General features: G+C 57.4%; 25 protein-coding genes. 3 read left to right on the top strand and 22 right to left on the bottom strand.

Features of this window, described 5'->3' with window-relative positions; all coding sequences use genetic code 11:
• Window positions 1-236 precede the first annotated feature (236 nt).
• Window positions 237-1,691, top strand: coding sequence for an AMP nucleosidase (locus C1N59_RS08030; protein WP_394550525.1), 1,455 nt, complete (start codon window positions 237-239; stop codon window positions 1,689-1,691).
• Between the two features lie 77 nt (window positions 1,692-1,768).
• Here the strand turns inward: C1N59_RS08030 and C1N59_RS08025 are convergent, their stop codons facing one another.
• Window positions 1,769-2,791: a hypothetical protein gene (locus tag C1N59_RS08025; protein ID WP_394550524.1), complete on the bottom strand. Its 1,023-nt coding sequence runs from the start codon at window positions 2,789-2,791 to the stop codon at window positions 1,769-1,771.
• Between the two features lie 397 nt (window positions 2,792-3,188).
• Window positions 3,189-4,487, bottom strand: coding sequence for an NCS2 family permease (locus tag C1N59_RS08020; RefSeq protein WP_199227855.1), 1,299 nt, complete (start codon window positions 4,485-4,487; stop codon window positions 3,189-3,191).
• A gap of 437 nt (window positions 4,488-4,924) precedes the next feature.
• Between C1N59_RS08020 and C1N59_RS08015 the strand changes: the two genes are divergently transcribed.
• Window positions 4,925-5,668: a response regulator gene (locus C1N59_RS08015; protein ID WP_394550523.1), complete on the top strand. Its 744-nt coding sequence runs from the start codon at window positions 4,925-4,927 to the stop codon at window positions 5,666-5,668.
• Here the strand turns inward: C1N59_RS08015 and C1N59_RS08010 are convergent.
• From C1N59_RS08010 to C1N59_RS07985, 6 genes are all read right to left on the bottom strand, one after another.
• On the bottom strand, window positions 5,605-6,657 hold the full coding sequence (locus tag C1N59_RS08010) for a carbohydrate kinase family protein (protein WP_394550522.1): 1,053 nt from the start codon (window positions 6,655-6,657) through the stop codon (window positions 5,605-5,607). The two genes, C1N59_RS08015 and C1N59_RS08010, sit on opposite strands and share 64 nt — an antisense overlap.
• Window positions 6,658-7,518 carry a ketose 1,6-bisphosphate aldolase gene (locus C1N59_RS08005; protein ID WP_033739478.1) on the bottom strand — a complete coding sequence of 287 codons (861 nt, stop codon included), beginning with the start codon at window positions 7,516-7,518 and terminating at the stop codon, window positions 6,658-6,660.
• Window positions 7,518-8,210: a D-lyxose/D-mannose isomerase gene (locus tag C1N59_RS08000; RefSeq protein WP_039338209.1), complete on the bottom strand. Its 693-nt coding sequence runs from the start codon at window positions 8,208-8,210 to the stop codon at window positions 7,518-7,520. Before C1N59_RS08000 ends, C1N59_RS08005 begins: the two co-directional genes overlap by 1 nt.
• 47 nt (window positions 8,211-8,257) lie before the next feature.
• Window positions 8,258-9,196 carry an ABC transporter substrate-binding protein gene (locus C1N59_RS07995; protein ID WP_054633546.1) on the bottom strand — a complete coding sequence of 313 codons (939 nt, stop codon included), beginning with the start codon at window positions 9,194-9,196 and terminating at the stop codon, window positions 8,258-8,260.
• 71 nt (window positions 9,197-9,267) lie between these two features.
• On the bottom strand, window positions 9,268-10,248 hold the full coding sequence (locus C1N59_RS07990) for an ABC transporter permease subunit (protein WP_033739482.1): 981 nt from the start codon (window positions 10,246-10,248) through the stop codon (window positions 9,268-9,270).
• Between the two features lie 10 nt (window positions 10,249-10,258).
• Window positions 10,259-11,773, bottom strand: a complete 1,515-nt coding sequence (locus C1N59_RS07985) for a sugar ABC transporter ATP-binding protein (RefSeq protein ID WP_394550521.1) — start codon at window positions 11,771-11,773, stop codon at window positions 10,259-10,261.
• Between the two features lie 146 nt (window positions 11,774-11,919).
• On the opposite strand from C1N59_RS07985, the gene C1N59_RS07980 reads away from it, so the two are divergent.
• Window positions 11,920-14,520 (top strand): ATP-binding protein, encoded by a 2,601-nt coding sequence (locus C1N59_RS07980; protein WP_394550800.1) that lies wholly within the window; start codon window positions 11,920-11,922, stop codon window positions 14,518-14,520.
• Here the strand turns inward: C1N59_RS07980 and phnE (C1N59_RS07975) are convergent.
• The 14 genes from phnE (C1N59_RS07975) to phnF form a co-directional block, all read right to left on the bottom strand.
• Window positions 14,474-15,358 carry a phosphonate ABC transporter, permease protein PhnE gene (gene phnE, locus C1N59_RS07975; protein ID WP_054633542.1) on the bottom strand — a complete coding sequence of 295 codons (885 nt, stop codon included), beginning with the start codon at window positions 15,356-15,358 and terminating at the stop codon, window positions 14,474-14,476. The two genes, C1N59_RS07980 and phnE (C1N59_RS07975), sit on opposite strands and share 47 nt — an antisense overlap.
• Before the next feature lie 2 nt (window positions 15,359-15,360).
• A complete protein-coding gene (phnE, locus tag C1N59_RS07970) occupies window positions 15,361-16,215 on the bottom strand; it encodes a phosphonate ABC transporter, permease protein PhnE (protein WP_033739498.1) in 855 nt (284 codons plus the stop codon).
• Window positions 16,216-16,334: 119 nt separating this feature from the next.
• Window positions 16,335-17,264 (bottom strand): phosphonate ABC transporter substrate-binding protein, encoded by a 930-nt coding sequence (phnD, locus tag C1N59_RS07965; RefSeq protein ID WP_054633541.1) that lies wholly within the window; start codon window positions 17,262-17,264, stop codon window positions 16,335-16,337.
• A 25-nt stretch (window positions 17,265-17,289) separates the two neighbouring features.
• On the bottom strand, window positions 17,290-18,120 hold the full coding sequence (phnC, locus tag C1N59_RS07960; RefSeq protein WP_394550520.1) for a phosphonate ABC transporter ATP-binding protein: 831 nt from the start codon (window positions 18,118-18,120) through the stop codon (window positions 17,290-17,292).
• A 199-nt stretch (window positions 18,121-18,319) separates the two neighbouring features.
• A complete protein-coding gene (gene phnP, locus C1N59_RS07955) occupies window positions 18,320-19,090 on the bottom strand; it encodes a phosphonate metabolism protein PhnP (RefSeq protein WP_039338203.1) in 771 nt (256 codons plus the stop codon).
• On the bottom strand, window positions 19,087-19,623 hold the full coding sequence (gene phnN, locus C1N59_RS07950; protein WP_394550519.1) for a ribose 1,5-bisphosphokinase: 537 nt from the start codon (window positions 19,621-19,623) through the stop codon (window positions 19,087-19,089). The genes phnP and phnN overlap by 4 nt, the downstream gene beginning before the upstream one ends.
• On the bottom strand, window positions 19,623-20,759 hold the full coding sequence (phnM, locus tag C1N59_RS07945; protein ID WP_039338201.1) for an alpha-D-ribose 1-methylphosphonate 5-triphosphate diphosphatase: 1,137 nt from the start codon (window positions 20,757-20,759) through the stop codon (window positions 19,623-19,625). The genes phnN and phnM overlap by 1 nt, the downstream gene beginning before the upstream one ends.
• A complete protein-coding gene (gene phnL / locus C1N59_RS07940) occupies window positions 20,756-21,475 on the bottom strand; it encodes a phosphonate C-P lyase system protein PhnL (RefSeq protein WP_054633538.1) in 720 nt (239 codons plus the stop codon). The genes phnM and phnL overlap by 4 nt, the downstream gene beginning before the upstream one ends.
• Window positions 21,475-22,236 carry a phosphonate C-P lyase system protein PhnK gene (gene phnK / locus C1N59_RS07935; RefSeq protein WP_006119636.1) on the bottom strand — a complete coding sequence of 254 codons (762 nt, stop codon included), beginning with the start codon at window positions 22,234-22,236 and terminating at the stop codon, window positions 21,475-21,477. The genes phnL and phnK overlap by 1 nt, the downstream gene beginning before the upstream one ends.
• Window positions 22,226-23,074, bottom strand: coding sequence for an alpha-D-ribose 1-methylphosphonate 5-phosphate C-P-lyase PhnJ (locus C1N59_RS07930; RefSeq protein WP_006119637.1), 849 nt, complete (start codon window positions 23,072-23,074; stop codon window positions 22,226-22,228). Before C1N59_RS07930 ends, phnK begins: the two co-directional genes overlap by 11 nt.
• Window positions 23,067-24,143 (bottom strand): carbon-phosphorus lyase complex subunit PhnI, encoded by a 1,077-nt coding sequence (locus C1N59_RS07925; RefSeq protein ID WP_054633537.1) that lies wholly within the window; start codon window positions 24,141-24,143, stop codon window positions 23,067-23,069. The genes C1N59_RS07930 and C1N59_RS07925 overlap by 8 nt, the downstream gene beginning before the upstream one ends.
• Window positions 24,134-24,718: a phosphonate C-P lyase system protein PhnH gene (phnH, locus tag C1N59_RS07920; protein WP_033739495.1), complete on the bottom strand. Its 585-nt coding sequence runs from the start codon at window positions 24,716-24,718 to the stop codon at window positions 24,134-24,136. Before phnH ends, C1N59_RS07925 begins: the two co-directional genes overlap by 10 nt.
• Entirely contained in the window at window positions 24,715-25,164 is a 450-nt protein-coding gene (gene phnG, locus C1N59_RS07915) for a phosphonate C-P lyase system protein PhnG (RefSeq protein ID WP_054633536.1), read from the bottom strand. The genes phnH and phnG overlap by 4 nt, the downstream gene beginning before the upstream one ends.
• Window positions 25,161-25,877 carry a phosphonate metabolism transcriptional regulator PhnF gene (gene phnF, locus C1N59_RS07910; protein WP_006119641.1) on the bottom strand — a complete coding sequence of 239 codons (717 nt, stop codon included), beginning with the start codon at window positions 25,875-25,877 and terminating at the stop codon, window positions 25,161-25,163. The genes phnG and phnF overlap by 4 nt, the downstream gene beginning before the upstream one ends.
• Between the last annotated feature and the right edge of the window lie 81 nt (window positions 25,878-25,958).

The raw sequence follows: 25,958 nt of genomic DNA, 5'->3' as shown, positions 1-25,958 counted from the left end.
GAATCGGTGCTGCCATGCTCCGGTCCACCCTCTTGCCTTAGCGAAAGCCATTGCTGCCCTGCACATCCTGATGCTGTCGGGTTAATCCGTTTTTTTACTCAGTGCCGCATGATGCCCACTAGCCTCGCCCATAACAGGCAGCCGCAAAATGCGCGCGATCATAGATTCTTCACCCAATCCGTTGTTAAAACCGCTAAGCTGAGGAGCATTGTGGTAAGAACCTGAAAGGAGAAGTTATGCCAGCCCAACGGAAAAAGCTGACACGCGAACAGGCACTCGATGCGCTTGAGCAACTTTACAATGACGCCGTCGATGCGCTTCGTGCGTCCATCAAGGCCTACACGGAAGAAGGCGTGCTGCCGGACCCGGCCGCGCGTGAGCAAGGCCTGTTTGTTTATCCTGAATTACGCATTACCTGGCAGGGAGAGGGACCGCAACAGAATCGCACGCGTGCATGGGGCCGTTTTACACATACAGGCAGTTACAGCACCACCGTCACCCGCCCCGCTTTACTTCGTCATTACATTTCAGAACAGCTGGCGATGCTGGAAAAAGAGTACGACGTGGACATCGAAGTCGGCCCGTCACAGCAGGAGATTCCCTACCCGTATGTAATAGACGGCTCTGACCTGTCGCTGGACCGGACCATGAGCGCCGGCATAGCCCGTCATTTTCCCACGACTGAACTCTCGCAGATTGGGGATGAAACGGCAGATGGCTTGTTTCATGCTGACGCCACTTTCCCCCTTTCCCACTTTGATGCGCTGCGCACCGACTTTTCGCTGGCACGCCTGCGCCACTATACCGGCACGGCTGTGGAGTATTTTCAGCCGTTCGTGTTGTTTACCAACTACACGCGTTATGTGGATGAATTCGTCCGCTGGGCCATCGAACAGGTACGCGATCCGTCAACCCCGTTTGACAGCCTGGTATGCGCCGGAGATGTCATCCTGACGGCTGACACGGAAAACAATGACGCGATGCTGTCCGATCTGGCCTGGAAAAAACATCAGATGCCTGCCTGGCATCTGACGTCACCGCATCGTCGCGGCATCACGCTGATCAATATCGGTGTGGGTCCTTCCAATGCCAAAACCATCTGCGATCACCTTGCCGTCATTCGCCCTCATGCCTGGCTGATGATAGGTCACTGCGGCGGCCTGCGCGAAAGTCAGCGTATTGGGGATTACGTTCTGGCCCATGCGTATTTGCGTGACGATCATGTACTGGATAGCGTGCTGCCACCGGATATCCCGATTCCCAGCATCGCCGAAGTTCAGCGCGCCCTCTACGATGCCACCAAATCGGTCAGCGGTATGCCCGGCGAAGAAGTCAAAGAGCGCCTGCGCACCGGTACTGTTGTCACCACCGATGACCGTAACTGGGAGCTGCGTTACTCGGCTTCGGCCCTGCGCTTTAATCTCAGCCGCGCCGTGGCGGTGGATATGGAAAGTGCCACCATTGCCGCCCAGGGTTACCGCTTCCGGGTGCCTTATGGCACGTTACTCTGTGTTTCCGATAAACCGTTACACGGCGAAATTAAGCTGCCCGGTCAGGCGAATCGCTTTTACGACGGCGCCATCTCTGAACACCTGCAGATTGGGATTCAGGCGGTAGAGCTGTTACGGGCTGAGGGTGACAAGTTACATTCGCGTAAACTGCGAACGTTTAACGAACCCCCGTTCCGTTAAAGAGTAAAATCAAAGACGGTATTAAGGGTGAGTCTCTTTCACATTAATGCCGTCATCCCTTCTCCGTTTCTGCTGAATCAGGCTGCGTTCAGTACGGCAGTATTTATAAACCAGGCAAACACAGCCAGAATAGCCGGGACCATAAATGTCCAGATAAGGCGATTATTCAGGCTTTCAAATCGCGCATCCAGCTTATCGAATCGCTCATCCACCTTGTCGAATCGCTGATCCACCTTGTCGAAGCGACGATCCATTCCGTCGAGTCGTTTATCAATGCCATCAAGGCGATAGTTGATTCCGTCTAGCCGCTTATCCACTCCATCGAGCCGACAGTCGAGTCCGTCCAGCCGCTTATCCACGCCATCAAGCCGACTGTCGATGCCGTCCAGCCGCTTATCCACGCCATCGAGCCGACAGTCGAGTCCGTCCAGCCGCTTATCCACGCCATCAAGCCGACTGTCGATGCCGTCCAGCCGCTTATCCACGCCATCAAGCCGACTGTCGAGTCCGTCCAGCCGCTTATCCACGCCATCAAGCCGACTGTCGAGTCCGTCCAGCCGCTTGTCCACGCTATCGAGCCGACAGTCGAGTCCGTCGAACCGCTTATCCACGCCATCAAGCCGACAGTCGAGTCCGTCGAACCGCTTATCCACGCCATCAAGTCGACAGTCAAGTCCGTCGAACCGCTTGTCCACACCCTCGAACCGACAGCCAAGTCCGTCCAGCCGCTTATCTGTCCCATCAAATCGGCTGTCAGTATCATCAAATTTCGCTATGACAACCGAGAAGGTGGCGTCAATGCTGTTAAACCGGTTAGTAACGTCGACTAATACCTTATTGATTTCAAAAAGTTTGCTGTCAATACGATCCTGCCTGTTCTCAATACCGGCAAACTGACTCGCGACGTGTTCTACATTTTCTTCCAGGCCAGTGAATCGCTGAAGCATTTCAACGTGAAACAGCGTTTGCTCTGAGCGCAGTATTTCAAGATCGGTTTTCGTCGCAAATGCCGTCGCGCGCCCACTGAACAGCGCCAGATCAATTTTCATCTGATGGCTGTCTTGCTCCAGTCGCTCAAAGCGCTTTTCAAAATTTTCCATTGTTTTGCCTCCCGTCCCGCAATGACGGTCGATTACGTTTGGCTTTCCGCGATCCCGTTTTATACAAAGGTTGCCCATTATCAGTCCCTGACAGGCGGATTACATGCATCCGTTAACGTTATTCACGACCTGCTTCGACGTTATTGAAGCAAAGTCCCGCACAATAAACATTACCTGATTGAATAAGAACGCAAAATAAAACCAGCGTGCCGCCTTATTCAGAAGGTGTTGTCGGAGAGTAAGAGGTGAAAGGCGTGAAGAAAAGGCAGTTCATATTCATTTTGGAAGAGAATGCACAACGATTGAAAAAAGCTGAATCAGCATGGTGGTGCATCGACGCGAAATATAACGCTAAAACCGTTACAGCATATTAACTATGCTGTAACGGTGAAGTTAATTATGCACTCAACCAGCCGAGCTTAATGACAAACAGCAGGGAAAGAATAATCAGCGCCGCATTAATTTCTTTCGTCCGTCCACTCAGCAGTTTCACCACGGTCCAGGTGATAAAGCCGAAAGCGATACCGTTTGCAATGGAATACGTTAATGGCATGGTCAGGGCCGTCACCGTAACAGGAGCCGCAGTAGTAATGTCTTTCCAGTCGATCTCGGCCAGGCCTGAGGTCATCAACACAGCCACAAAGAGCAGTGCGGGTGCCGTGGCGTAAACCGGCACGCTGGAAGCCAGGGGTGAAAAGAACAGCGCCAGTAAAAACAGCACCGCCACCACCACAGCCGTTAATCCGGTACGGCCACCGGCGCTGACGCCTGCAGCCGATTCGACATAGCTGGTGGTCGTGGACGTTCCTAGCAGAGAACCAAACAGCGCCGCCGCACTGTCCGCCACAAGCGCGCGCCCCATTTTAGGCACGTTGCCCTCTTCGTCAGCCAGTCCGGCACGTTTGGTCACGCCCAGCAGCGTTCCCGTGTTATCAAACACGTCGACAAACAGGAACGCAAAAATCACGCTAATCAGACCCACGTTAAACGCACCCGCGATATCCAGATGCATAAACGTCGGGGCGATGGACGGCGGGGCAGAAAATACGCCGCCAAACGGCGTCAGGCCAATTCCCATGGAGATAAAGGTAATGATCAGAATGCCAATCAAAACCGCGCCCGTCACACGGCGCGCCTCCAGCACGACGATGATGATAAAACCTAACATCGCCAGCAGTGGTCCAGGCTTGGTCAAATCACCAATTCCTACCAGCGTGGCCGGATTGTCGACGACGATTCCCGCCCCTTCCAGCGCGATAATCGCCAGGAACAGACCAATACCGGCGGCAATCCCCGCACGCAACGGCAACGGAATGCTTTTGATAATCCATTCGCGAATTTTAAAGATTGATAACGCAAAGAAGATAACCGCAGACAGGAATACCGCGCCCAGCGCAATCTGCCAGGTGTAGCCCATGTGCAGCACAACGGTATACGTGAAGAACGCATTCAGGCCCATTCCCGGTGCCAGGGCGATAGGATAGTTGGCAATCAGTCCCATCAACACAGAACCAATTGCCGCCGCCAGACAGGTCGCGACGAAGACCGCACCTTTGTCCATGCCGGTCGCCCCTAAAATACTGGGGTTAACGAACAGGATATAAGCCATTGCCAGAAAGGTCGTGATCCCGGCGATGATTTCGGTGCGAACCGTTGTGTTGTGCGCTTTTAATTTAAATAGTTTTTCTAACATCATTATCTCTCGATGATAGAGACGTCACTCAGGTACGTGCTCTCTTGCCAAAGTTATTATCATGCTGTTTGTGGTAATGCCGACGGCTGGCCCGCGCCGTTGCAGGCCTGCTAAAAACCGGGGTTGCTTTCCTTTGTCATGTGAGCAATTGCTAAGGCTTAAGCAATTGCTGTGCCAGTCCGACACGCAATCGATTACCTGGATAAGCGCAAACGAGCCTTAAGAGAATTCTGAACCGAATCAGGGCGCGATTATGGTGCATTGCCCCCTAAATGCGCAAACGTTTTCCTTTCAATGCCGAAAAGGCAAAAAAAGGGTGCTGACGCACGCTTCAACACTTTGTGAGGCGACGCTGGTCACGTTTCAGCCGCATTAACCTGCAGGCAAAAGGGGAATGTGTAAACTCGAAATTAACTCTTTAGTAACATTGAGGTCACACAATGAAGCCAGCAGTTCTGGTGGTGGATGATGATTCTGCGGTCTGCGATCTGTTGCAGGACGCGCTCAGTGAACATGCTTTACGGGTTTATCGCTGTCATCAGGGTAAAGAGGCGCTGGCGATGGTCAGTGCTCACCCGGACATCGCGCTGGTAATGTTAGATATGATGTTGCCTGATACCAATGGATTGCTGGTGCTCCAGCAGTTGCAGCGTCAACGGCCTGATATCCTCGTAATCATGCTGACCGGCATGGGATCGGAATCGGAGATGGTCGTGGGTCTGGAGATGGGCGCGGACGACTATATTGCTAAACCGTTCAATCCCCGCGTGGTCGTGGCCCGCGCACGCGCCGCCCTCAGACGCAGCGGACGTGCCGCAACCAGTGATGACGCGCAGTCAGGCTGGCGCTTCAATGGCTGGGTGCTTGATGAAGCGCGCTGCCAGTTACTCAATCCTCAACGCGAAACGGTTCCCCTGACGCAGGGGGAATATACTTTGTTACGCGCCATGGTACGGCATGCACGTAAGGTCCTGACACGCGATCAGTTATTAGAACTGACCCACAGCGAGACGATGGATGTCTTTGACCGCACGATCGATGTGCTGATCATGCGGTTACGCCGTAAAATTGAAGCCAATCCGCATCAGCCCGGCCTGATCCGCACTATCCGCGGGCTGGGCTATGTTTTTTCTGCCGATGTGGTCAAACCTGAAGGGCTGGGACTTTCCACACAAACCGCCTGAGCCATCCATTCACGCATGTCGCGCAAGGGGCGAATGCCGTCTGTCGCATTGGCGGCACGCAGATTAAAACAGGCGCAGGTATGGGCCAGTTTCAGCGTCGAGACCATATCCTCGCCTTCATGGCTGGCAAACAACACGCCCGCACAAAACGCATCACCCGCTCCGACGCTGCCCACAATAGCGTCGGGTGCCAGTTGCCAGGCGGGCTGCCAGACACCTTCGCCGTCCGCTTCACGTCCCCATGCGCCCTCGGGCGCATGGACGACAACACGCTGACGCACGCCCTGCTCCGCCAGCCACTGCGCGGCACGGGCAAAAGCGGCAGGCGGCTGAATGCCGCGGCCATCACGTAACAGCACGCCTGACAACGCCTGCGCTTCCAGTTCATTAATCACCAGATAATCCAGCCAGCGTAAGGCGGGCAGCACCTGAGGGCGGTAATCGCCCGCGCGGGAAGCCAGATCCAGGGACGTGAAATAGCCCCGCTGCTGCATGTGTGCCAGCAACCGGGCGCTGCGGGTACCAAATTCGCTGTCCACGCTATCCAGCGTTTCCAGCAGCAGCAAATACCCCAGATGAAAGATGCGCTGTGCGTCATCGACGGCGGCGAAGTGCGTTCTGTCCAGTAAGCTGTTGGCGCCGGGTGAAAAGAAAAAAGTCCGTTGTCCGTCCGGGGTCGTCATCACCTGGGTCATCGCTGTAGGCTTGTCGTCGGTGCGCTGCACTAACCGGTAGTCAATCTGCGCCGCTTTCATCATAGCCAGCAGAAAATCGCCATCGGCGTCATTGCCGAGCAGGCCAATCGCCGCCAGCGGCAGTGTGCACTGCATGCGCGACAGCGTGAGCAGGACATTGAGCGGCGCGCCACCTGCGGCCTTTTCGCTGTGCTGTATTTCGGTCAGCCAGCCCTGTTCCGGCCAGTGGCTGATGCGATGCACATAATCCACCAGCATGACACCTGCGGCCAGAATGCCGCTTCGCGTTGCCATTTACGCCTGGCCTGCGCTGCCGAAAATGTTCATCTGCTGCATAACGGTTTCACAAATCGCCTTTTCCACCGCCATCAGTAACTCTGCGAACTCATCATAACGGGTATTGCGCGAGGCCAGACTGCGTTCCACCGCGTCAAGGGCTGCCTGAGACATGCCGGTGTAAAAGTTAATTTTGTGAATACCGAGTGAGATTGCCCGACGGAAATCCGCGTCGCTGATGCCCGACCCGCCGTGCAGCACCAGCGGTACACCGGTTTGCTGACGAATCGCCGCCAGCCGGTCAAAATCCAGTTTGGGTTCCCCTTTGTATTTGCCGTGCGCATTACCAATGGCGACCGCCAGCGTATCAATGCCGGTTTCGCGCACAAATTCAGCGGCCAGTCGCGGATCGGTAAATTTCTCGCTGTCCGCTTCCCCAAACAGTGCGCCGCCTTCATCACCCCCGACTGCGCCCAGCTCTGCCTCAACGGAAACGCCGACGGCATGTGCGGCGCGAACCACTTCCCGCGTCTGGCGAATGTTCTCTTCATAGCTCAGGGTCGAACCATCAAACATCACCGAGGTGAACCCGAGACGAATCGCCTGCATTACCGCCTCAAAGTGCAAGCCATGATCCAGGTTCAGCACCACCGGAACAGTATGCTTCGCGGCTTCAAAACGGATCGCCTCAGTAATCTGATCAAGCGTGACGTACTTAAAATGCACTTCAGCAATGTTGATAATAAACGGCGAGCGCTGTCGCTCTGCCGCATCAAACAGCGCACGCAGGAAATGGCTGTCCAGTACATTAAACGCGCCCAGCGCATAACCCTGTTGCTGGGCATGCGCCAGCCCCTGTGCCAGAGAAATTAAAGCCATCATTCACTCCTCAAGGTGAGCCAGCGGGAATAGTCGTTACAAAGCAGCCTCTGGGGTTCCTCATCCTCGTCAAGGTCGTTGAAACGCGCCAGCGGCGTCAGGAAGACGTTGTCGTTGTCATCATCGTTGGGCATGGAGACTTCCCCCACCAGCACGTCACCAAAGCCGTTTTCGCCCCAGAAGCTGTGCCAGACGCCCGCGACGAGCGTGACACTTTCACCAGGGGAAAGCCTTATCTGCGAACCCGCCGCATGGGTTTGCCGGATGCCGTCCAGGGAAACCGTCACCGGCGTGGCGGCTTTGTCATGGCCTTCACGGTTATACAGCTCGACAATCAGGTTGCCGCCGCCGCGATTAATAATGTCTTCCATCTTGCGCGGATGGTAATGCATTGGCGTTACCTGCCCTTCACGCACGTGCATCACTTTTTCTGCATAAGGTTTGTGCCAGGGCGTTCCGTGCGGCGAGCCGTTGCGGAGTGTGAATAACGTCAGGCCGGTTTGCAGAAAATCGTCGCCACCAAAACTGGTCAGATCCCAGCCCAGGCGTAAGGCAACGATTTCAGTGATGTCCTCCTGTTGCTGACGCCACTGCCGGAGACCGTAATCGGCCCAGGACGGCAGAGGGACGTCCTGACGGGTGAAAAAGTCTCGCGTATATTGCAACTGTCTGTTCACATCAGCGCGTTTCATCTTCCGCTCTCCCGTTAAGGCGGCACCCTGCGATGCCGCCTGCTGGTTTATTTCACGGTCCAGCCTTTGTAGCTGCCGACATTATTACGGTCGATCAGCTTCACCGGGATCAGCACGGGTTTATCCGGTGCGGGTTTTCCCTGCAGGATGTCGTAACCGATTTCGACGGCTTTCGCGGCCATCACCTGAGGATCCTGAGCGGGCGTGGCGGCAAAGAGCGAGTTCTTACGTTTCAGCGCTTCTTCGCCGTCCGGTGAACCGTCCACTCCGACAATGAAGAACTCGTTACGCTGTGCCTGTTTCGCCGCTAAATCCGCGCCAATTGCGGTTGGATCGTTAATCGCGAACACGGCATCGATTTTCGGGTTGGCCGACAGCAGGCCGGTCATCACTTCCAGGCCGCCTTCACGGCTGCCTTTGGCGTTCTGATTAGAAGAAAGCAGTTTGATGTCAGGATGGCGTTTCAGCGCCGTCATACAGCCTTCCACGCGGTTTTGCACCGCCGAGACCGGCGGCCCGTTGATAATGACGACGTTGCCTTTGTCTTTCAGACGGTCAGCGATATATTTACAGGCCATTTCACCGGCCTGAGTGTTATCCGAGGTGATCGTCGCGTTGGCACCGTCGGCGGCGACGTCGACAGCCACCACCACAATACCGGCATCCCGTGCGCGTTTCACTGCGGGCGCGATCCCTTTTGAGTCCGCGGCATTCAGGATAATCATGTCGACTTTAGCGGCGATGAAGTTATCTATCTGCCCTACCTGCTGTCCGAGATCGTAGCCACTCGACACCAGCGTCACCTTGACGTTATCGCCAGCCAGCTGGCGCGCCTTCATCTCTGCGCCCTTGGTGATTTGCACGAAGAACGGGTTAGCCAGATCGCCCACCGTCACGCCAATCGATTTCAGTTCTTTTGCCTGAGCCATACCGGCGCTGAGCAGCGTTGCCGCCAGCAACCCGGTTACAATCGGATTAAAACGCATAGATCTTCTCCTGCTGTTATTTATCGGCCAACTGCTGAATGGCGCGTTGTGTACTCTCTGCATAGGGGACATCAGCCCACATGATGACGCGTGCGATATTTGTCGATCAGCACGGCGATGATGATCACGGCACCTTTAATCACCAGCTGCCAGAAATAAGAAACGCCCATCAATGTCATGCCGTTGTTCAGCGTGGCAATAATCAGTGCGCCAATCAGCGTGCCGGTAATGGTGCCGATTCCCCCCACAAAACTGGTGCCACCCAGAATGACCGCCGCAATGGCATCCAGCTCGTAACCCATGCCCAGATTGCCGTTGGCGCTGTAGAGACGTGAAGCGCTCATCAGTCCGCCCAGGCCGGACAGTAAGCCGCTCATCCCGTAAACGAACAGCAGTACCAGCCCGACTTTGATCCCGGTCAGACGGGCTGCCTGGATATTGCCGCCTACGGCGTAGATGTGAACGCCCAGCGTGGTGCGGCGCAGGATGAACCAGCAAAGCGCAATCACCGCGAACGCAATGACAATCAGCCACGGTACCGGCCCCAGATAGCCATTGCCTATCCACTCGAAATTGATATCGGCGTTGATGACCGTGGTGCCGTTCGCCAGCAGATAGGCGGCTCCGCGCAGTGCGGTATAGGTGCCCAGCGTCACGATAAACGGCGGAAGCCCGGCCCAGGCCACCAGAATGCCGTTAAACAGGCCCATCGCCAGCCCGGCTCCCAGCGCCATCGGAATCGTGAGCGAGGCCAGCATCGGATCCAGCGAAGTGAGCAACGCCACCACCGCCGTCGTGCCCAGCATTGAGCCGACAGATAAATCGATACCGCCGGTAAGAATGACAAACGTCATGCCTGCGGCCAGTACAATGTTGATGGACGCCTGGCGCGTAATATTCAGTAAATTGGCTTCGGTAAAGAAATTGGGTGTGACAACGCCGAAGACCGCCACGATTAAAATCAAAATGGGTAAAATGCCGACGGTCTGCATGATGTCGCCCATCAGGGCTCGTCTGACCGTGGGTGGATGAATCCGTGCCGTTTGTGTCATGGTTTTATCCTCATACTTCAAGCGGTGATGCGCTATACGCACCGGTTGCCAGCGTCATGATGTTTTCCTGACTGATCTCGTTACCTGCCAGTTCCCCTACGATAGTGCCTTCATGCATCACATAGACCCGGTCACTCATGCCGACCACTTCCGGTAATTCACTGGAGATCATCAGAATGGCCACGCCCTGCCGCGCCATATCCTGCATCATGCGGTAAATCTCGCTTTTGGCCCCGACGTCCACGCCGCGCGTCGGCTCATCCAGGATGAGAATGCGCGGACCAATGGCAATCCAGCGGGAAATCAGCAGCTTCTGTTGGTTGCCACCGGACAGGCCTCCTGCCCGCACCAGCGCGTGGGGAACCCGGATATTGAGCGCGGCAATCGCCTCGCTGGCGATCTTTCTGGCTTGACGGCGGTTCAACATGCCGTACTGCGCATCCCGTTCCAGCGTGGCCATCACGATGTTTTCCTGTGCAGCCATTTCGAGGAATAATCCCTGCTCTTTGCGGTTCTCGGTCAGAAAGCCAATACCGTGCGCAATCGCTTCTCTTGGGGAGTGAATCTCTACCTTCTGGCCGTCCACCCAGATTTCACCCTGCTGAAGCCGGTGCACGCCAAAAATCAGCTGGGCCAGTTCGCTGCGTCCCGCACCAACCAGGCCGGCCAGGCCAACAATTTCGCCTGCCCGCACGTTAAGGCTACAGGGCTGTACCTTGCCGCCATCGGACAGGTTGTGCAGAGCCAGACGCACCTCGCCGCGAGGAATGGTGCGGTCTTTATTGAACAGATCGCTGAGTGGGCGTCCCACCATCATGCGCACCAGCTCGCTGGCGTTAAGGTTATCGCGCGTCAGACTGCCGACGTACTGACCGTCGCGCAGTACGCTGACGCGATCCGACAGCTCATACACTTCCGCCATGCGATGACTGATGTAGATAATCGCCATTCCCTGGCTGCGCAGCCGTTTGATCAGGGCAAAGAGTTGTTCAGTTTCGCGGCTGGATAAGGCGGCGGTGGGCTCATCCATCACCAGAACACGGCTGTTGCGATGCAGGGCGCGCGCAATCTCCACCTGTTGCTGCTCGGCAATGCTCAGCCTGCTGACTTTGTCCGTTGCGCTGAACTGCGCGCCTAAGTGTTTAATAACCTGCTGCGCTTCACGGGCCATCTGGTGACGCCTGACCATGCCAGCACGGGTGATTTCGCTTCCCAGAAAGATGTTTTCTGCCACGGTGAGATTTGGAGCAAGGTTGATTTCCTGATAGATCAGCGTAATCCCGGCCGCTAATGCCGCTTTCGGTCCTTTAAGCGGATACGGCTCACCGTTGATCAACACCTCGCCGCTGGTGGCCGTATAGGCCCCCGCCAGAATCTTCATCAGGGTGCTTTTGCCCGCGCCATTCTCCCCCATCAGCGCATGCACCTCGCCAGGATAAACGGTCAGGTCAACGCCTTTCAGTGCGTAGAAGTGGCCAAAACGCCGGGTGATCTGACGCATTTCAAGTATCGGCTTAGCTGTCATCGCCCCGCTCCTGCTGATTATGGATAGCCGCGAGTTAAGCAGGAGAAGATAAATGGATAATGTCAGCGGCCATTCATATTTGTCATATTCCGCTTCGCACTCACTTTTATACTCGCCCTATCGTCGCATGGCCGGAGAGCGTATTGATGCAACGCAGTTTGCCGTGGCAGGTCGGGGCGCGCGGTCGCCTGTTGCTGTCGCATTTATTAGTTGTGTGCGTCACCCTGATGGTGAGCGTGGTGGCCATTACCAGCTTTCGCCATGCCGGAAGCCTTCAGGAACAGGCTCAGGCACAGACGCTGGCCGATATGAACGGCAGCCTGGCGCTGGCGCGCAATACCGCGAATGTCGCCATCACCGCCGTGCGGTTATCTCAGGTCGTGGGCGCGCTGGAATATCAGAGCGAATCGCGACGACTGCAGCAGAATCAGCAGGCCCTGCAACATTCACTCGCCCTGCTGGCCAGAACGCCGCTGGCTGCACGCGAGCCTGAACGCGTGGCCCGACTGCGTGCACGCAGTCTGATGCTTGAGCAGTCTGTGAGTCTGTTGCTGCGTAAGGGCCATGAACGTCATTTGCAGCGCAATCTTGTGCTCAGCGGGTTATGGCAGTCACAGCTGCTGCTGGAACGCATTAATGACCTGGCACACCGCAACGGAACCGGCGCACCCGATTTCGCGTTGCGCCAGCAGACCGGCAGGCTACTGGATATTGCGATTCGTACGCCCTCCTCGACCGCGGTCATCGATCAGTTGCAGCAGGTGATGACGCAATGGCGCAACGTGGCCGCATCGGGCGCGTTGGGTGACAACGTGCAGCAGTTACTGGAAACCCAACGCAGCCTGATCCCGCTGGCGGCAGCGCTGGAACAGAGCGATCTGTCCATCGCCTATGCCACCTACCGTATCAAGGCGCTTGTAGCCGCGCTGAATGATGACATTACCGCGTACGTTCAGCAGGTAGCCCGGCAAAGTGACCAGCGTAACATTGCCACTCACCGACAACGGGATTCGGTCAGTGGCTTTATCCTGCTTTCTGCCCTGTTGGCACTCGCCATCACCGTCTATACCGGGTACTACATCTACCGCAACCTGGGGTCCAGCCTGACCGCCATTGCCGCCGCAATGACCCGGCTGGCCCAGGGGGAACACAATGTCAGCGTGCCGGGCCTTCAGCGACGGGATGAACTGGGCGAGCTGGCGCGCGCCTTCAACGTGTTTGCCCGTAATACCGCCTCGCTGGCCCATACGTCGCGTCTGCTAAAAGAGAAAAGTACCCAACTTGAATCCACCTTTCTGGCAATGCGTGATGGCTTTGCCCTGTTTGATAACAGCGGCGAATTGGTGGTGTGGAACGATCAGTATCCGCAGCTTCTGGGCATCGCACCGCGGGATTTGCAGCGGGGACTGCACTACCAGCATCTGCTGGAGCAGCTTGATATACACCTGCACGATCTGGCGGAACCACAGGAAGTCAGGCTGGCCGATGGCCGCACCGTAGAACTGCGCTTCAGCCCGGTCCCCCGGCGCGGTAGCGTGAATACGGTGCTGGAGCGCACCTCACGGAAGGTGCTGGAAGAAGCGCTGGTACACAGCCAGAAAATGAAAGCGGTAGGTCAACTGACCGGCGGCATCGCGCATGATTTCAACAATCTGCTGGCCGTCATTATCGGCAGCCTGGCGTTAACCGAGGGGCAACTGCCGCCCGGCCCTCTTGCGAGCCGGATAGAACGCGCCCGCCAGGCGGCGGATCGGGCAGCTCTGTTGACCCAGCGACTGCTGGCCTTTTCGCGTAAGCAAACCCTGAATCCGCATGCGGTGTCGGTCGTGTCGTTAGTGGAAAACCTGCAGGGGCTGCTGCAACATTCGCTGTTGCCCGGTCAACACCTGATTATTGATGCCCAACGGCCCGGCTGGCCTGCCTGGATTGATGCCAGTCAGTTAGAGAATGCGGTCATGAATCTGGTGGTGAATGCCAGAGATGCGATGGACGGACAAAGCGGCGAGATCCGTCTGCGTATCTGGAACCAGCGCCGCACTGAGCGCGGTGAAAAGCGAGACCGGGTCACCATTGAGGTCATCGATCACGGTTGCGGCATGTCAGAAGAGGTGCGTGCGCAGGTGTTTGAACCCTTCTTTACCACCAAAACAACCGGTACCGGTAGCGGCCTGGGCCTGTCGATGGTCTACGGTTTTGTTCGTCAGTCAGGCGGACAGGTAGAGCTGGAAACCGCGCCGGGCCAGGGCACCACCGTACGGCTGTTACTGCCACGCGCGCCCGATGTCCCGGCGGTCCGATCCGTCACCTCGCACCCGGCGCAGCCGGATGCCGCGCAGGACCGGTTAGTTCTGGTGCTGGATGATGAACCGGCTGTGCGGCAAACCCTGTGTGAACATCTGCACCAACTGGGTTACCTGACGCTGGAGTGTGACACGGGCGAAGCGGCGCTGGCGCTGCTGCACCAGACGCCGGATATCGATTTGCTGATCAGCGATTTGATGTTGCCGGGTGAGATTAACGGTGCGGAGGTGATTCGTCAGGCACAGCAAAAGTGGCCGCAGTTGGCTACATTGCTCATCAGCGGCCAGGATCTGCGTCACCAGCCCGTCACGTTGCCGTTGTGTGAACGACTGGCGAAACCCTGGCAGGCAGCGCAGCTGGTGCAGGCGCTTCAGCGCGCCTGGCAGCGCAGCGCACGGCTTAATCGTGCCCGCCAGGCTGCCACAACGGCACCGGCTTCCCGATGATATAGCGTTTACGCAGGCGGCTGGAGATGGCATCCATCACCATGACCACGACAACCAGGATGATCGTCAGGAACATCACCACATCCCAGTTCCACAGGCGCATGTTCTCCGCGTACACCAGGCCGACACCGCCCGCGCCGACAAAGCCAAGCACCGCCGCTGAGCGGGTATTGGACTCGATCTGATACAGGCTCAGTGCCAGAAACTGTGGGAAGGACTGGGTGAAAATACCAAACCGGTGCTTCTGCAGGCTGTTGGCGCCCAGCGCGCCCAGGCCGCGACTGGGTGAACGCTCAACCGCTTCGTGGCCTTCGGAATAGAGCTTACCTAACAGACCAATGTCCTGCAGGATAATCGCCAGCACCCCGGCCAGCGGCCCCATGCCGACCGCGCGAACAAAAATCAGGCCCCAGATCGCCATATCAATGCCGCGCAGCATATCGAACAGGCGACGCACAACAAACGCAATGGGACGGGCAACCTTGTCATGCATCACATTACGCGCCGCCAGAAACGAGAGCGGCAGCGCCAGCAGCGTGGCGGTCAGCGTGCCGGCAAACACAATCGCCAGCGTAATGCCGACCTGAGAGAAATAGTAGCCAAACGGCCAGTTCACGAAGTCCTGCCAGACAAACATGCGCAGAAAATAGCGGCCCAGTTGCTGGCATCCTGTGAGCAGGCGGTTCCATTCGATGCCAAACACCATAAAGAAAAAGACATAATAGAGCACCAGCGCCAGGACCAGCATGGCAAGGCGACGCAGATAGCGGTTTTGTGCAGCAAACAGCGCGGGATGCTGCTGTTTCATCGCGCTGATATCGGGCGCAAGCGTAACCATAATTATTCCTCCACAACGCGACGGCGCAGGCGGCCAGAAACGGTGTCCAGTAGCGAGACCACAATCAAAATCAGCAGCAGCGTCATGCTGACCTGATCAAAGCGATCCAGTTTAATATTGGTCATTAACTCCTGACCAATGCCGCCCGCCCCCACCAGCCCCAGGATGGTCGACGAACGGAAATTAACTTCCAGGCGCATAAAGCTGTATGACAGAAAAACCGGCTTCACCTGCGGCCAGAAGGCATAGCGCATCCGTTGCAGTTTGCTGGCACCGCAGGCCGCCAGCCCGCGCACCGGTTTATCCGAGGCGGACTCGATGGCTTCATAAAACAGCTTGGTCAGGCTGCCAATGGTGTGCAGCGCCAGCGCCAGAAAGCCGGGAATCGCTCCGATGCCAAATGCCATTACAAACATCACCGCCCAGGCCAGTTCCGGCATGGTGCGTAGAAAGGCGACAAAAGCGCGAATCGCCATGCGCAGACTGGCTGGCGTTTGTGTGTTATCGGCCGCAAAGAAGGCCAGCACGCCCGCTATCACCACCGCAATCAGCGTGGAGGCCAGCGCCAGCTGCAATGTTTCCCATATCAACGGCAGCTGGATATTCAGACGATAGCCCCAGTAAGCCAGCGAACCTTCTGTCTTGCCATCCGCAAATAACACCGGCAGATGCAATACGGGCATGATTTCGTGCAGATAATCAAAAAAGTGCGGTAAGGATTGCCAGATGGTCACGAGATTGAACTCGGCCATATTCGCCGCCGCCAGGTAAAGCCCCACCAGCACCAGTGACCAGACGAGCGAGTCACGCTTCTGTTGGCGGCGGATACGTTGATAATAGCGTTCGAAGTCGGTCACGGCGGTGTTCTCAGATTGATGTGTGGCAAAGTCAGCAGAGAAAGGGAAATCTGTCTGTGATAGCGGGCCGCCCGCACCCCGGCGGGCGGCTCGCTGGCTCAACGCCAACGGCTTTACCGTTAGCCGCGCGCGCCTTTCATCAGCTCGCGCTTCATGTCGATGATGTTCTGGAAGTCAGCCACAGAGGTTTTGCCAATGTGCTGCTGGCCGCCCACGGCTTTGGTGAAACAGGCGTGGTCGTCTTTATCCAGTTTTTTGATGGCAGCAATCACTTTCGCTTTGAAATCGGCGGGCAGTTTATTGCTCACGAGGATAGGCCCGTTAGGAATTAACGGTGACTGCCAGATGATGCGGATTTGTTTCATCAGGTCAGGATGATCCATACGGATCAGGCGGCCAAACGCACCCGAGGTGTAGCCCGTATTGTAATCCCCCACCATGGAGGTCCAGGTGACGGCGCCGTCGAACTGATTATTTAGCACGCCCAGGATGTCCTGCTCATGACCACCGGAGAAGGTTACGCTGGAAAAGAAATTGTTGTATTTGTTGTCGATGTTGCCGCCAAACAGCTTTTTAAAGGCCTGATTGGGTACCAGGAAGCCTGACGTGGAATCCGGATCGGCCATCCCAAACGATTTGCCTTTCAAATCTTCCAGCTTTTTGTAAGGACTGTCAGCTTTCACAATCACGACAGAGTGATAACCGCGAGACTGATCTTTGTCATCCACGACAATGCCGACTAAATCGACAGCTTTCGGGTCCTGAATATACACCGAGGCGTAAGACGACGGCGACATGCTCAGCACCAGATCCACTTTGCCACCCAGCAGGCCCTGAATTACGCCGGAATAGTCGGACGAGTTGCGGATTTTGGTATCCACGTGCAGTTCTTTATCAAAGAAGGATTTCACACACTGGTTATCACCAATCTGCTGGGTGGCGTTCTGACCGCCCAAAATGCCCAGATTCAGTTCTTTAGGTGCATCCGCTGCATTAACGCCAAAGGTAAGCAGTGCCGTAGTCAATAACGCGAAAGCTTTGATTTTCATTAGCCTTGTTCTCTTGCTGTGATAGTTAGTGGATCTGGTTGAATTCATCGCCGTACAGCTGATGCAGCAGGCCGTCGGTCAGGTCAGAAGGATGGCCGTCAAAGAGCACCACACCGCGTTGAATCCCGATGACGCGGGTGCAGTAACTTTTCACCAGCTCGATCGAGTGCAGGTTAACCATCACGCTGATGCCCTGTTCACTCACCTGGCGCAGAACGTCCATAATGCGGGTGGTATTTTTGGGATCGAGAGAGGCAACCGGTTCGTCGGCCAGCAGAATTTTGGGGTTTTGCATCAGCGCCCGACAGATCGCCACGCGCTGCATTTGTCCACCTGAAAGGTTTTCGGCACGCTGTAACGCCTGCGGTAGCATGTTCATCCACTCCAGCAGTTGAATCGCGCGGGCGCGGTCGGCGTCAGAGAAGACTTTGAAAAACGATTTCAGCGTCGACGTCTGGCTGAGACGACCCAGCAGCACGTTGGTCAGCACGTCAAGACGCGGCACCAGGCAGAAATCCTGAAAAATCATGCCGCACTGCGCACGCCATTCGCGCATATGGCGGCTACTGAGGTTGACCACATTGCGATCGGCTTCGCCGTGATGCAGGCTGATGATTGCGCCCTGCGAGGCCGAAATGGTGCCGTTCAGCATATGCAGCAATGTCGATTTGCCTGCGCCAGAGCGACCAATCACCGCCACTAATTCACCCGCATGCAAATCGAAACTGACATTATCGAGGACCTTGTTGCTACCGTAGGCTTTGCTCAATCCCTGAACAGATAACACTTTTTGCCCGCCGGAGTGGGTCAACGACGTGACGTTATCGACCACCGTTTTCAGCAGTGCCTGTGCCATGATGTTCTCCGTTGTTCCAGTTAACGTTCTGTGCACCCGACGCTGAATCCGGGGCTTCATTACCCTGTCTGGCCCGCACCTGTTGCTCAGTGCCTTTGCTGGCAGCAGGGACAGCAGGCCCTGCTCACGCAGCAGGAACCTGACGAGAGACCGCTATATTAAGAACACCGGGGATGAAAGCTGTATTACGGTTATGTGATTAAACGATGACAGGCAAAACGGCGTCCAGAGACAGCGACAGGCCGTCATGCGCCGCCTGCACCGAGGCCGGTAGCGGATGCTCGGCCAGCCAGTTGTCCATATCGTGACTCAGATGAATCAGCCAGGCCTGGTGGGGTTTCAGTGCCTCGATGATGGTCAGGGCCGCGGTCACATCGTTATGGTTACGCCCACCCTGACCGGGGGGATCGTTGCAGTCCACCACCAGGTGGTCCAGCGTTTGCCCACGAAGGAAATCCGCGGTATCCGGCGGCAGACCGCAGGTATCACACAGCCAGGCCAGCCGGGCACCGTGCCAGTCAAACAGATAGCCATGCGTAAGCCGTGAATGCTGGAGTGGTAAGGGCGTCACCCGCAGGTCGCCAAATGACTGGGCCACGAAGGGAGTTAACGCGGGCCGGAAATCCAGTAAGCCGGGATGTTTAAACAAGTCGTCACAGCCCTTTTCATCCGGCGGCCCCCAGACGGGAATCGGTTTCCCTTTGCCCCAGCGCAGGGTAAATAAGCCCTGCACATGATCCATGTGATAGTGCGTCAGCAGAATCCGGTTGATATCCTCAGGCTGAAACCGTTCTGCCAGCAAGGGTAAGCCCGCATCCAGTAAAATACGTTCACGTCCGGCTTCGATTAACGCGCTTGTAGGCGCGCGGCGATAACGGGCAGACTGACGGGCGCGCAAACAGGCGCCACAGTCACAACCGAACACGGGAGCCCCGGTTACGCCGCCCGTACCGAGCAGGGTCAGTTTCATGAGGCGCCCTCCAGCAGCTGACGTAACTGTTGTACGGTCTCTTCGAGTGCGCCATCGTTATTCAGCCGCAGGCAGCCTTCTGGCTGATGCCGGGCAGCCCGTGCCAGCCGTTGGGCGATCGCCGCTTCGCTCTCACGGCCACGCTGACGTAACCGTGCGGCCAGTACCGCAGACGACACCTCAAGGCATAGCGGTAACAGTCGCGTGCCGTAACGTGCCCGGACGTGTTCCAGATGCTGGCGCGATCCGTTGACCAGCACGTTTTGCCCGCACGCCAGCCAGTGGTCGATTTCACTGCCCACGCCGTAATAAAAACCGTGCGCCTGCCAGCTGACGGCAAATAACCCCAGCGCATCACGCCGGATAAATTCCGCTTCCGTCAGGGCGATATGGTTTTCGCCCCCTACATCATGGGGGCGCGTAATATAGCGATGAGCAATCAGCAAGCCCTCAGGCGGTGCCTCGCGCAGCCGGTCCAGCAGGCTGTCTTTGCCTGAACCGGACGGGCCGATAAGCCAGATGAGCCGGGCCATCAGTACACCTGCCGACCTTTACACCAGACATGGCGAATATGGGGATGGCCATGTTGAGTATGCGCCAGGACCAGGTCGGCGCGGCAGCCTTCGCTGATCACGCCACGATCTTCCAGCCCCAGCGCACGTGCCGGATTGCACGTTACCAGCGCAATGGCCTGAGGCAAAGAGAGCGTATTGCGCTCATCGGCGGCCAGGCGGAACGCCGCATCCAGCAGGCTGGCGGGATAGTAGTCCGACGACAGGATATCCAGCATGCCGTGAGCGGCCAGCTCCCAGGCGGCCACGTTGCCGGAATGCGAACCGCCGCGAACAATGTTGGGCGCGCCCATTAACACCTGCATGTTGCGGTAGCGCGAAGCTTTCGCCGCCTCCAGCGTGGTGGGAAACTCGGCAATCGCACTGCCCACGGCGTGCGACTCTTCGACATGGTCAACAGTCGCATCGTCATGACTGGCGATCGCGATGCCGTGATCGCGGCACAGCGCGGCAATCGCCAGACGATTAGGCTGTGACCAGGCCTCGGCCAGTTCCAGTTGCTCGCGCTCAAACGCATCCATCTGCTCATCATTCAGCTGGTATTTTCCCTGGTAGTATTCCCGGTACTTTTCCAGCGACGCATACTGACGCTGGCCGGGTGAGTGATCCATCAGCGACACCAGCGACAGCTCAGGTGAGGACAGCAAGGCTTCAAACAGCGGCAGCGTTGTATGATGCGGCAGCTCACAGCGCAGATGCAGTAAATGCTCCGCGCGATTAAGCCCCTTTTGGTTGCTGTCACGAATCGCGCCAATCATTTTACTGAGATTTTCCAGTCGGTGGCCGCCATCACGCACATCCCCCACGCCGATAGCATCCAGCACGGTGGTGATGCCGCTGGCCACCATCAGCGCATCGTGGCTGCTCATCGCCGAGTGCGCCGGCCAGTCGACTTTAGGCCGTGGGGTGAAAAATTTGTCCAGGTTATCGGTATGCAACTCCACCAGGCCCGGCAGCAGATACGCGCCTTCGCCATCCAGCGCACTGGCCAGCTGGCTGTTCGTTTCGCTAAAGTTGGTAATACGGTCTTCGCGAAACTCCAGCGAACCGGCAACAACCTCATTTTCCAGCACCAGCTTTACGTTATTGATGATCATGCTTCTGCCCCTGTTTTGAAGGGCTGCATGACGTGCAGGCGATCGGCCACACGTTCCCGCACCGCTTCATCATGAAAGATCCCCACGATTGCCGCGCCGCGTTCACGCGCCTGCTCAATCAGGCCCACGACCGCAGCACTGTTGACACTGTCGAGTGACGCCGTGGGTTCGTCCAGTAACAACACCGGATAGTCCGCGATAAAGCCACGGGCGATATTGACGCGCTGCTGCTCGCCTCCCGAAAAGGTTGAGGGGGCCAGAGACCAGAGGCGCTGCGGGACGTTAAGTCGCGTCAGCAGCTCTTTCGCGCGGGCTTCACAGAAGCCGCGTTCCACACCGCGCTCCAGCAACGGCTGCATCACGATCTCCAGCGTCGGCACGCGCGGGATGACGCGCAGAAACTGACTGACCCAGCCGATAGTATCGCGACGAATGGCAATAATCTGACGGGCCGGTGCCTGCGCCATATCCACCCACTCGCCCTGATGCTGTACCCAGATGTGGCCGCTGTTGGCCTGATAGTTACCGTACAGGGCACGCAGCAGGGTGGATTTCCCGCTGCCGGAATGCCCGTGCAGTACCACGCATTCGCCCTGACTGACGTCCAGGCAGGCATCCTGTAATACCGGCAGCGCCGCCCCGTTTTGATTGTGCATCACAAAGGTTTTGCACAAATTTTCTACGCGCAGTTGCGTTTTCATAGTCGCCGTCGCCATTAGTTGAGCACCGATGAAACCAGCAGTTGCGTGTAAGGATGATGCGGGTCATCCAGCACGCGGTCAGTTAAGCCACTTTCCACCACCCGGCCCTGCTTCATCACCAGCAGGCGATGCGCCAGCAGGCGCGCCACGCCCAGATCGTGCGTCACAATCACCACCGCCAGATTGAGTTCCCGCACCAGCGTACGCAGCAGATCCAGTAACCGTGCCTGCACCGAAACGTCCAGGCCGCCGGTCGGTTCATCCATAAACACCAGCTTCGGCTGGGTGACCAGATTGCGGGCGATCTGCAGACGCTGCTGCATGCCGCCGGAAAAGGTTGTCGGCAGATCATCGATGCGGTTAGCCGCGATTTCCACCGCCTGCAGCCAGTGGCTGGCTTGCGCGCGGATTTCGCCGTAATGGCGGTGACCGACGGCCATCAGGCGCTCGCCGATATTGCCGCCCGCCGTGACCTGAGGGCGCAAACCTTCCAGCGGGTGCTGGTGGACCACGCCCCACGCCGTGCGCAGTAAGCGGCGGCGGTCGCTTTCGCTCATTTGATACAGATCGCGTTGCAGATAGTGAATCGCGCCCGCCTGCGGTGCCAGCCGCGCTGACAGGCTACGCAACAGGGTGGTTTTGCCCGATCCGGATTCCCCGACGATACCCAGAACCTCGCCCGGATAGAGATCAAAACTGACGTCTTCAAAGCCTTTTCCTGGCGCATACAGATGCGTAAGGTTGTTCACCGCGAGCAGCGGTTGTTCACTGTGCATGGTGTTGTTCCTGCTGCTGGTGGCAAAAATCGGTATCGGAGCACACAAACATGCGCGTGCCCTGGTCGTCCATCACCACCTCATCCAGATAGCTGTGGCGCGAACCACAGAGCGCACAGGGTTCGTCCCACTGCTGCACGGTGAAGGGATGATCGTCGAAATCGAGGCTTTCAACTTTGGTATAGGGCGGCAAGGCATAGATGCGTTTTTCACGACCGGCACCAAACAGCTGGAGCGCGGGCATCATGTGCATCTTGGGGTTATCGAATTTGGGGATCGGCGACGGATCCATCACATAGCGATCGTTGACCTTTACCGGATAGGCATAGGTGGTGGCGATGTGACCAAAACGGGCGATATCTTCGTACAGTTTGACCTGCATAATGCCGTACTCTTCCAGCGCATGCATGGTGCGGGTTTCCGTTTCGCGAGGCTCAATAAAGCGCAGCGGCTCGGGAATCGGCACCTGGAAAATCAGGATCTGATCTTCTTGCAGCGGCGTTTCCGGAATACGGTGGCGCGTCTGGATCAGCGTGGCATCCACTGTGCGCTCGGTCGTCGCCGCACCGCTGACGCGCTGAAAGAAACGGCGGATCGAGACCGCATTGGTGGTATCGTCCGCGCCCTGGTCGATAACTTTCAGAACGTCTTTGTCGCCAATCACGCTGGCGGTAATTTGAATGCCGCCGGTGCCCCAGCCATAAGGCATCGGCATTTCACGTCCGGCAAACGGCACCTGATAGCCGGGAATCGCCACGGCTTTCAGGATGGCGCGTCGGATCGTACGTTTGGTTTGTTCGTCAAGATAGCCGTTGTTATAGCCGCTGAGTTCAGCCATTTTGCTGCTCCTGATAGTCCTGGCGCAGACGTTTCAGCAGTTCCAGTTCCGCCTGGAAATCGACGTAGTGCGGCAGTTTTAAGTGGGACACAAAACCTGCAGCTTCGACGTTATCCGCATGGGACAGCACAAACTCCTCGTCCTGCGCCGGGCTGGTAATGCGTTCATGGTGTTCACGCGTCTGTAGCGCCCGATCCACCAGCGCCATGGACATGGCTTTACGTTCAGCCCGGCCAAAGACCAGGCCATAACCCCGCGTAAAGTGCGGGGCGCTTTCGCCGTCGTGCGTAAAACCGTTGACCATTTCGCATTCGGTCAGCAGCATTTCCCCGATCTCCAGTTCAAAACCCAGCTCTTCGGGGCAAATGCTGACGCTGACGTATCCGGTACGGATTTCACCGGCAAAGGGGTGCGTGCGGCCATAGCCACGCTGCGTGGAATAGCCCAGCGACAGCAGAAACCCTTCGTCGCCGCGCACCAGTTGCTGAAGACGTGCCGCGCGCGAGGCGGGAAAGCCCATCGGCTCACGGGTGATATCCGTGGGTTCGCTGCCATCGTCGCGTTCTGCCTCCGCAAAGCCTTCCTCGCTCATCATGCTGAACATATGCGGACAGTGTTCCGGCAGCGCCTGCTCACTGCGCGGCGGCGGCGGTGTTTCGCCATTTGCTATCAACGTAAAGTCCAGCAGACGGTGACTGTAATCGTAGGTCGGGCCCAACACCTGACCGCCGGGTAAATCCTTATACACCGCCGAGATGCGTCGCTCGATTCGCATGCTACCAGTAGCTAACGGCGTGCTTTGCGCTAGCCGCGGCAGGGTTGTGCGATAGGCACGCAGCAGGAAAATGGCCTCCACCAGATCGCCGCTGGCCTGCTTAATCGCCAGCGCCGCCAGCGCGGGATCGTAAATGCCACCTTCCGTCATCACCCGATCTACCGCCAGACCGAGCTGCTGCGCGACCTGGTCGCAGGATAATTCAGGCACCGCGCGATCGCCGCGCCGCACATCCGCCTGCAGGTGATGGGCGTTAGCAATGGCTTTTTCGCCCCCTTTCACGGCTACGTACATGAGCACACCTCAACGTGGGTTGTCCGTGGCACCGCCATCATCGCTTCGCCACAGGTAAAGATGAGATCCACACCCTGAGGAAACGGATGCGGGCGGGCACGCAGGTAGTCGATCACGCTTTCCGGCAGTTGTGGCGCAATGGCGCGTGCTTCGCGCAGCCCCGGCCCTGTCAACCGTAATGCCAGGCCACCGTTCAGCGCAGGTACCTCAATAATCAGCGTGGTGCTTTTCTCAGGTGCCAGGTTGTCGCCCGCGGAAAAGTCGGCCGGGTTAGGCTGAGCGGTCGCGTGACTTAACGCAAATGCCGCATCACTGCTGTCGGTAATCGGTGCGCCGGTATGAAAACGCAGGTTATCGCGCAGCGTCTGATTATCGACCTGTGGGTCCAGCCATAGGGGGCTTTCCTGATCGACCAGGGTCAGCAGCACGGCAGTGGCGGCGGGAGAAAGTGCGCCCCAGCCCTGTTGCAGCGGCAGCGATACCATAACGCCGGGTTCGCTCATGGCTTTCAGAATGCGGCGAAAAGCATGCTGCGCATCCGCAACCGGGTGATGAAAACTTGCCAGTAAAGTCATTCATTGTCTCCGCGTACCAGCGTAAAGAAGTCCACTTTGCTACTGGCGATTTCACGTGCACGCAGCTGACGCTGCTCGTCGCGTAAGGCCGCCAGTGGGGTAATAATCTTTTCCTGTAACAGCTCGGCGGTGCCCGTCTGCTGCAACAGCGCATCCATCAGGGCACAGCGCTCGGCGTGGGCTTTATCCCGGCCCAGCAGGTAGCTGTAGCCCAGGGTGCCATCGTTTAGCCGGACGACCGCGCGCGTGATGGTGGCATCGCCCATCACAAAACGTTTGCCCGTCGCGCCCATGCGGGCCTGCAACCGTGTCAGGCCAATTTCAGCCGGTCGGATCAGCGTAAATGCCGGCGTAAGGTTGAGCGGCTGCCAGAGCGCGTCAAGCTCGGCGGCGCTACTGTGGGCCAACACCGAAAGCCAGTGCTGGCGTGCCGCTTGCTGTTTCATTCGTGCTCCAGAGTGAGTTCAATCATGTCGCCACGCGTCAGGCTGACGGAGTACTCCGCCATCGCACCATCGGTGGTTTTATTCAGGGTGCGCACGCACAACAAGGGGGAATGCAGTGCGATCTCCAGCTGCTTGCACTCTTTGGCCTGAGCCCGACGGGTGCTGATGCGCGTTTGCGTGCGCACCAGCTGCTTGCCGGTGTGCTGCCGCAGGAAGTCGTGGAGCGAGCCGCTGGTAAAGCGTTGTAGCTGCGGCCACCAACTGAGGTCGGGCAGGAAGTGATTAATCAGGCACACCGGCAGGCCATTGACCCGGCGCAGCGTGCGCAGATGAATGACGTTGTCGCCTTCGTTCACGCCTAATGCGGCCGCGACGTCTGTACTGGCAGGACGCAATACGGCCAGCAGGCGCTCACTGGTGGGATCGCTGCCCTGTTCCAGTAAGTTCTGGCTGAAGCGGGCCTGCGCATGGAGCGGATAATCATACGGGCGCATTAACACCAAAATGCCGACGCCGTGGCGACGCTGCAGCAACCCTTTATTCACCAGTTCATCAACCGCCCGACGTAAGGTGTGGCGGTTAACGGCATAGTGATCGGCCAGCTGTTGCTCCGAAGGAAGGTAGTCACCACTGCGATAACGCTCCTGAACAGCCTGCTCCAGTTGCGCCGCAACGGCCTGATACACAGTGGTCGGATGTCTGGATAACTCCATCACAAATAAATCCTCACAGCGTAAGGGGGGATTTCGCAGCCGGTGGGCTGCGGGATGGCTACAGCGTGACGGGATCAGATG

This window comes from Pantoea sp. SGAir0183 (assembly GCF_043545505.1).
The sequence above is the reverse complement of the archived record's forward strand: the minus strand, read 5'-3'. Positions and strand labels throughout refer to the sequence as shown.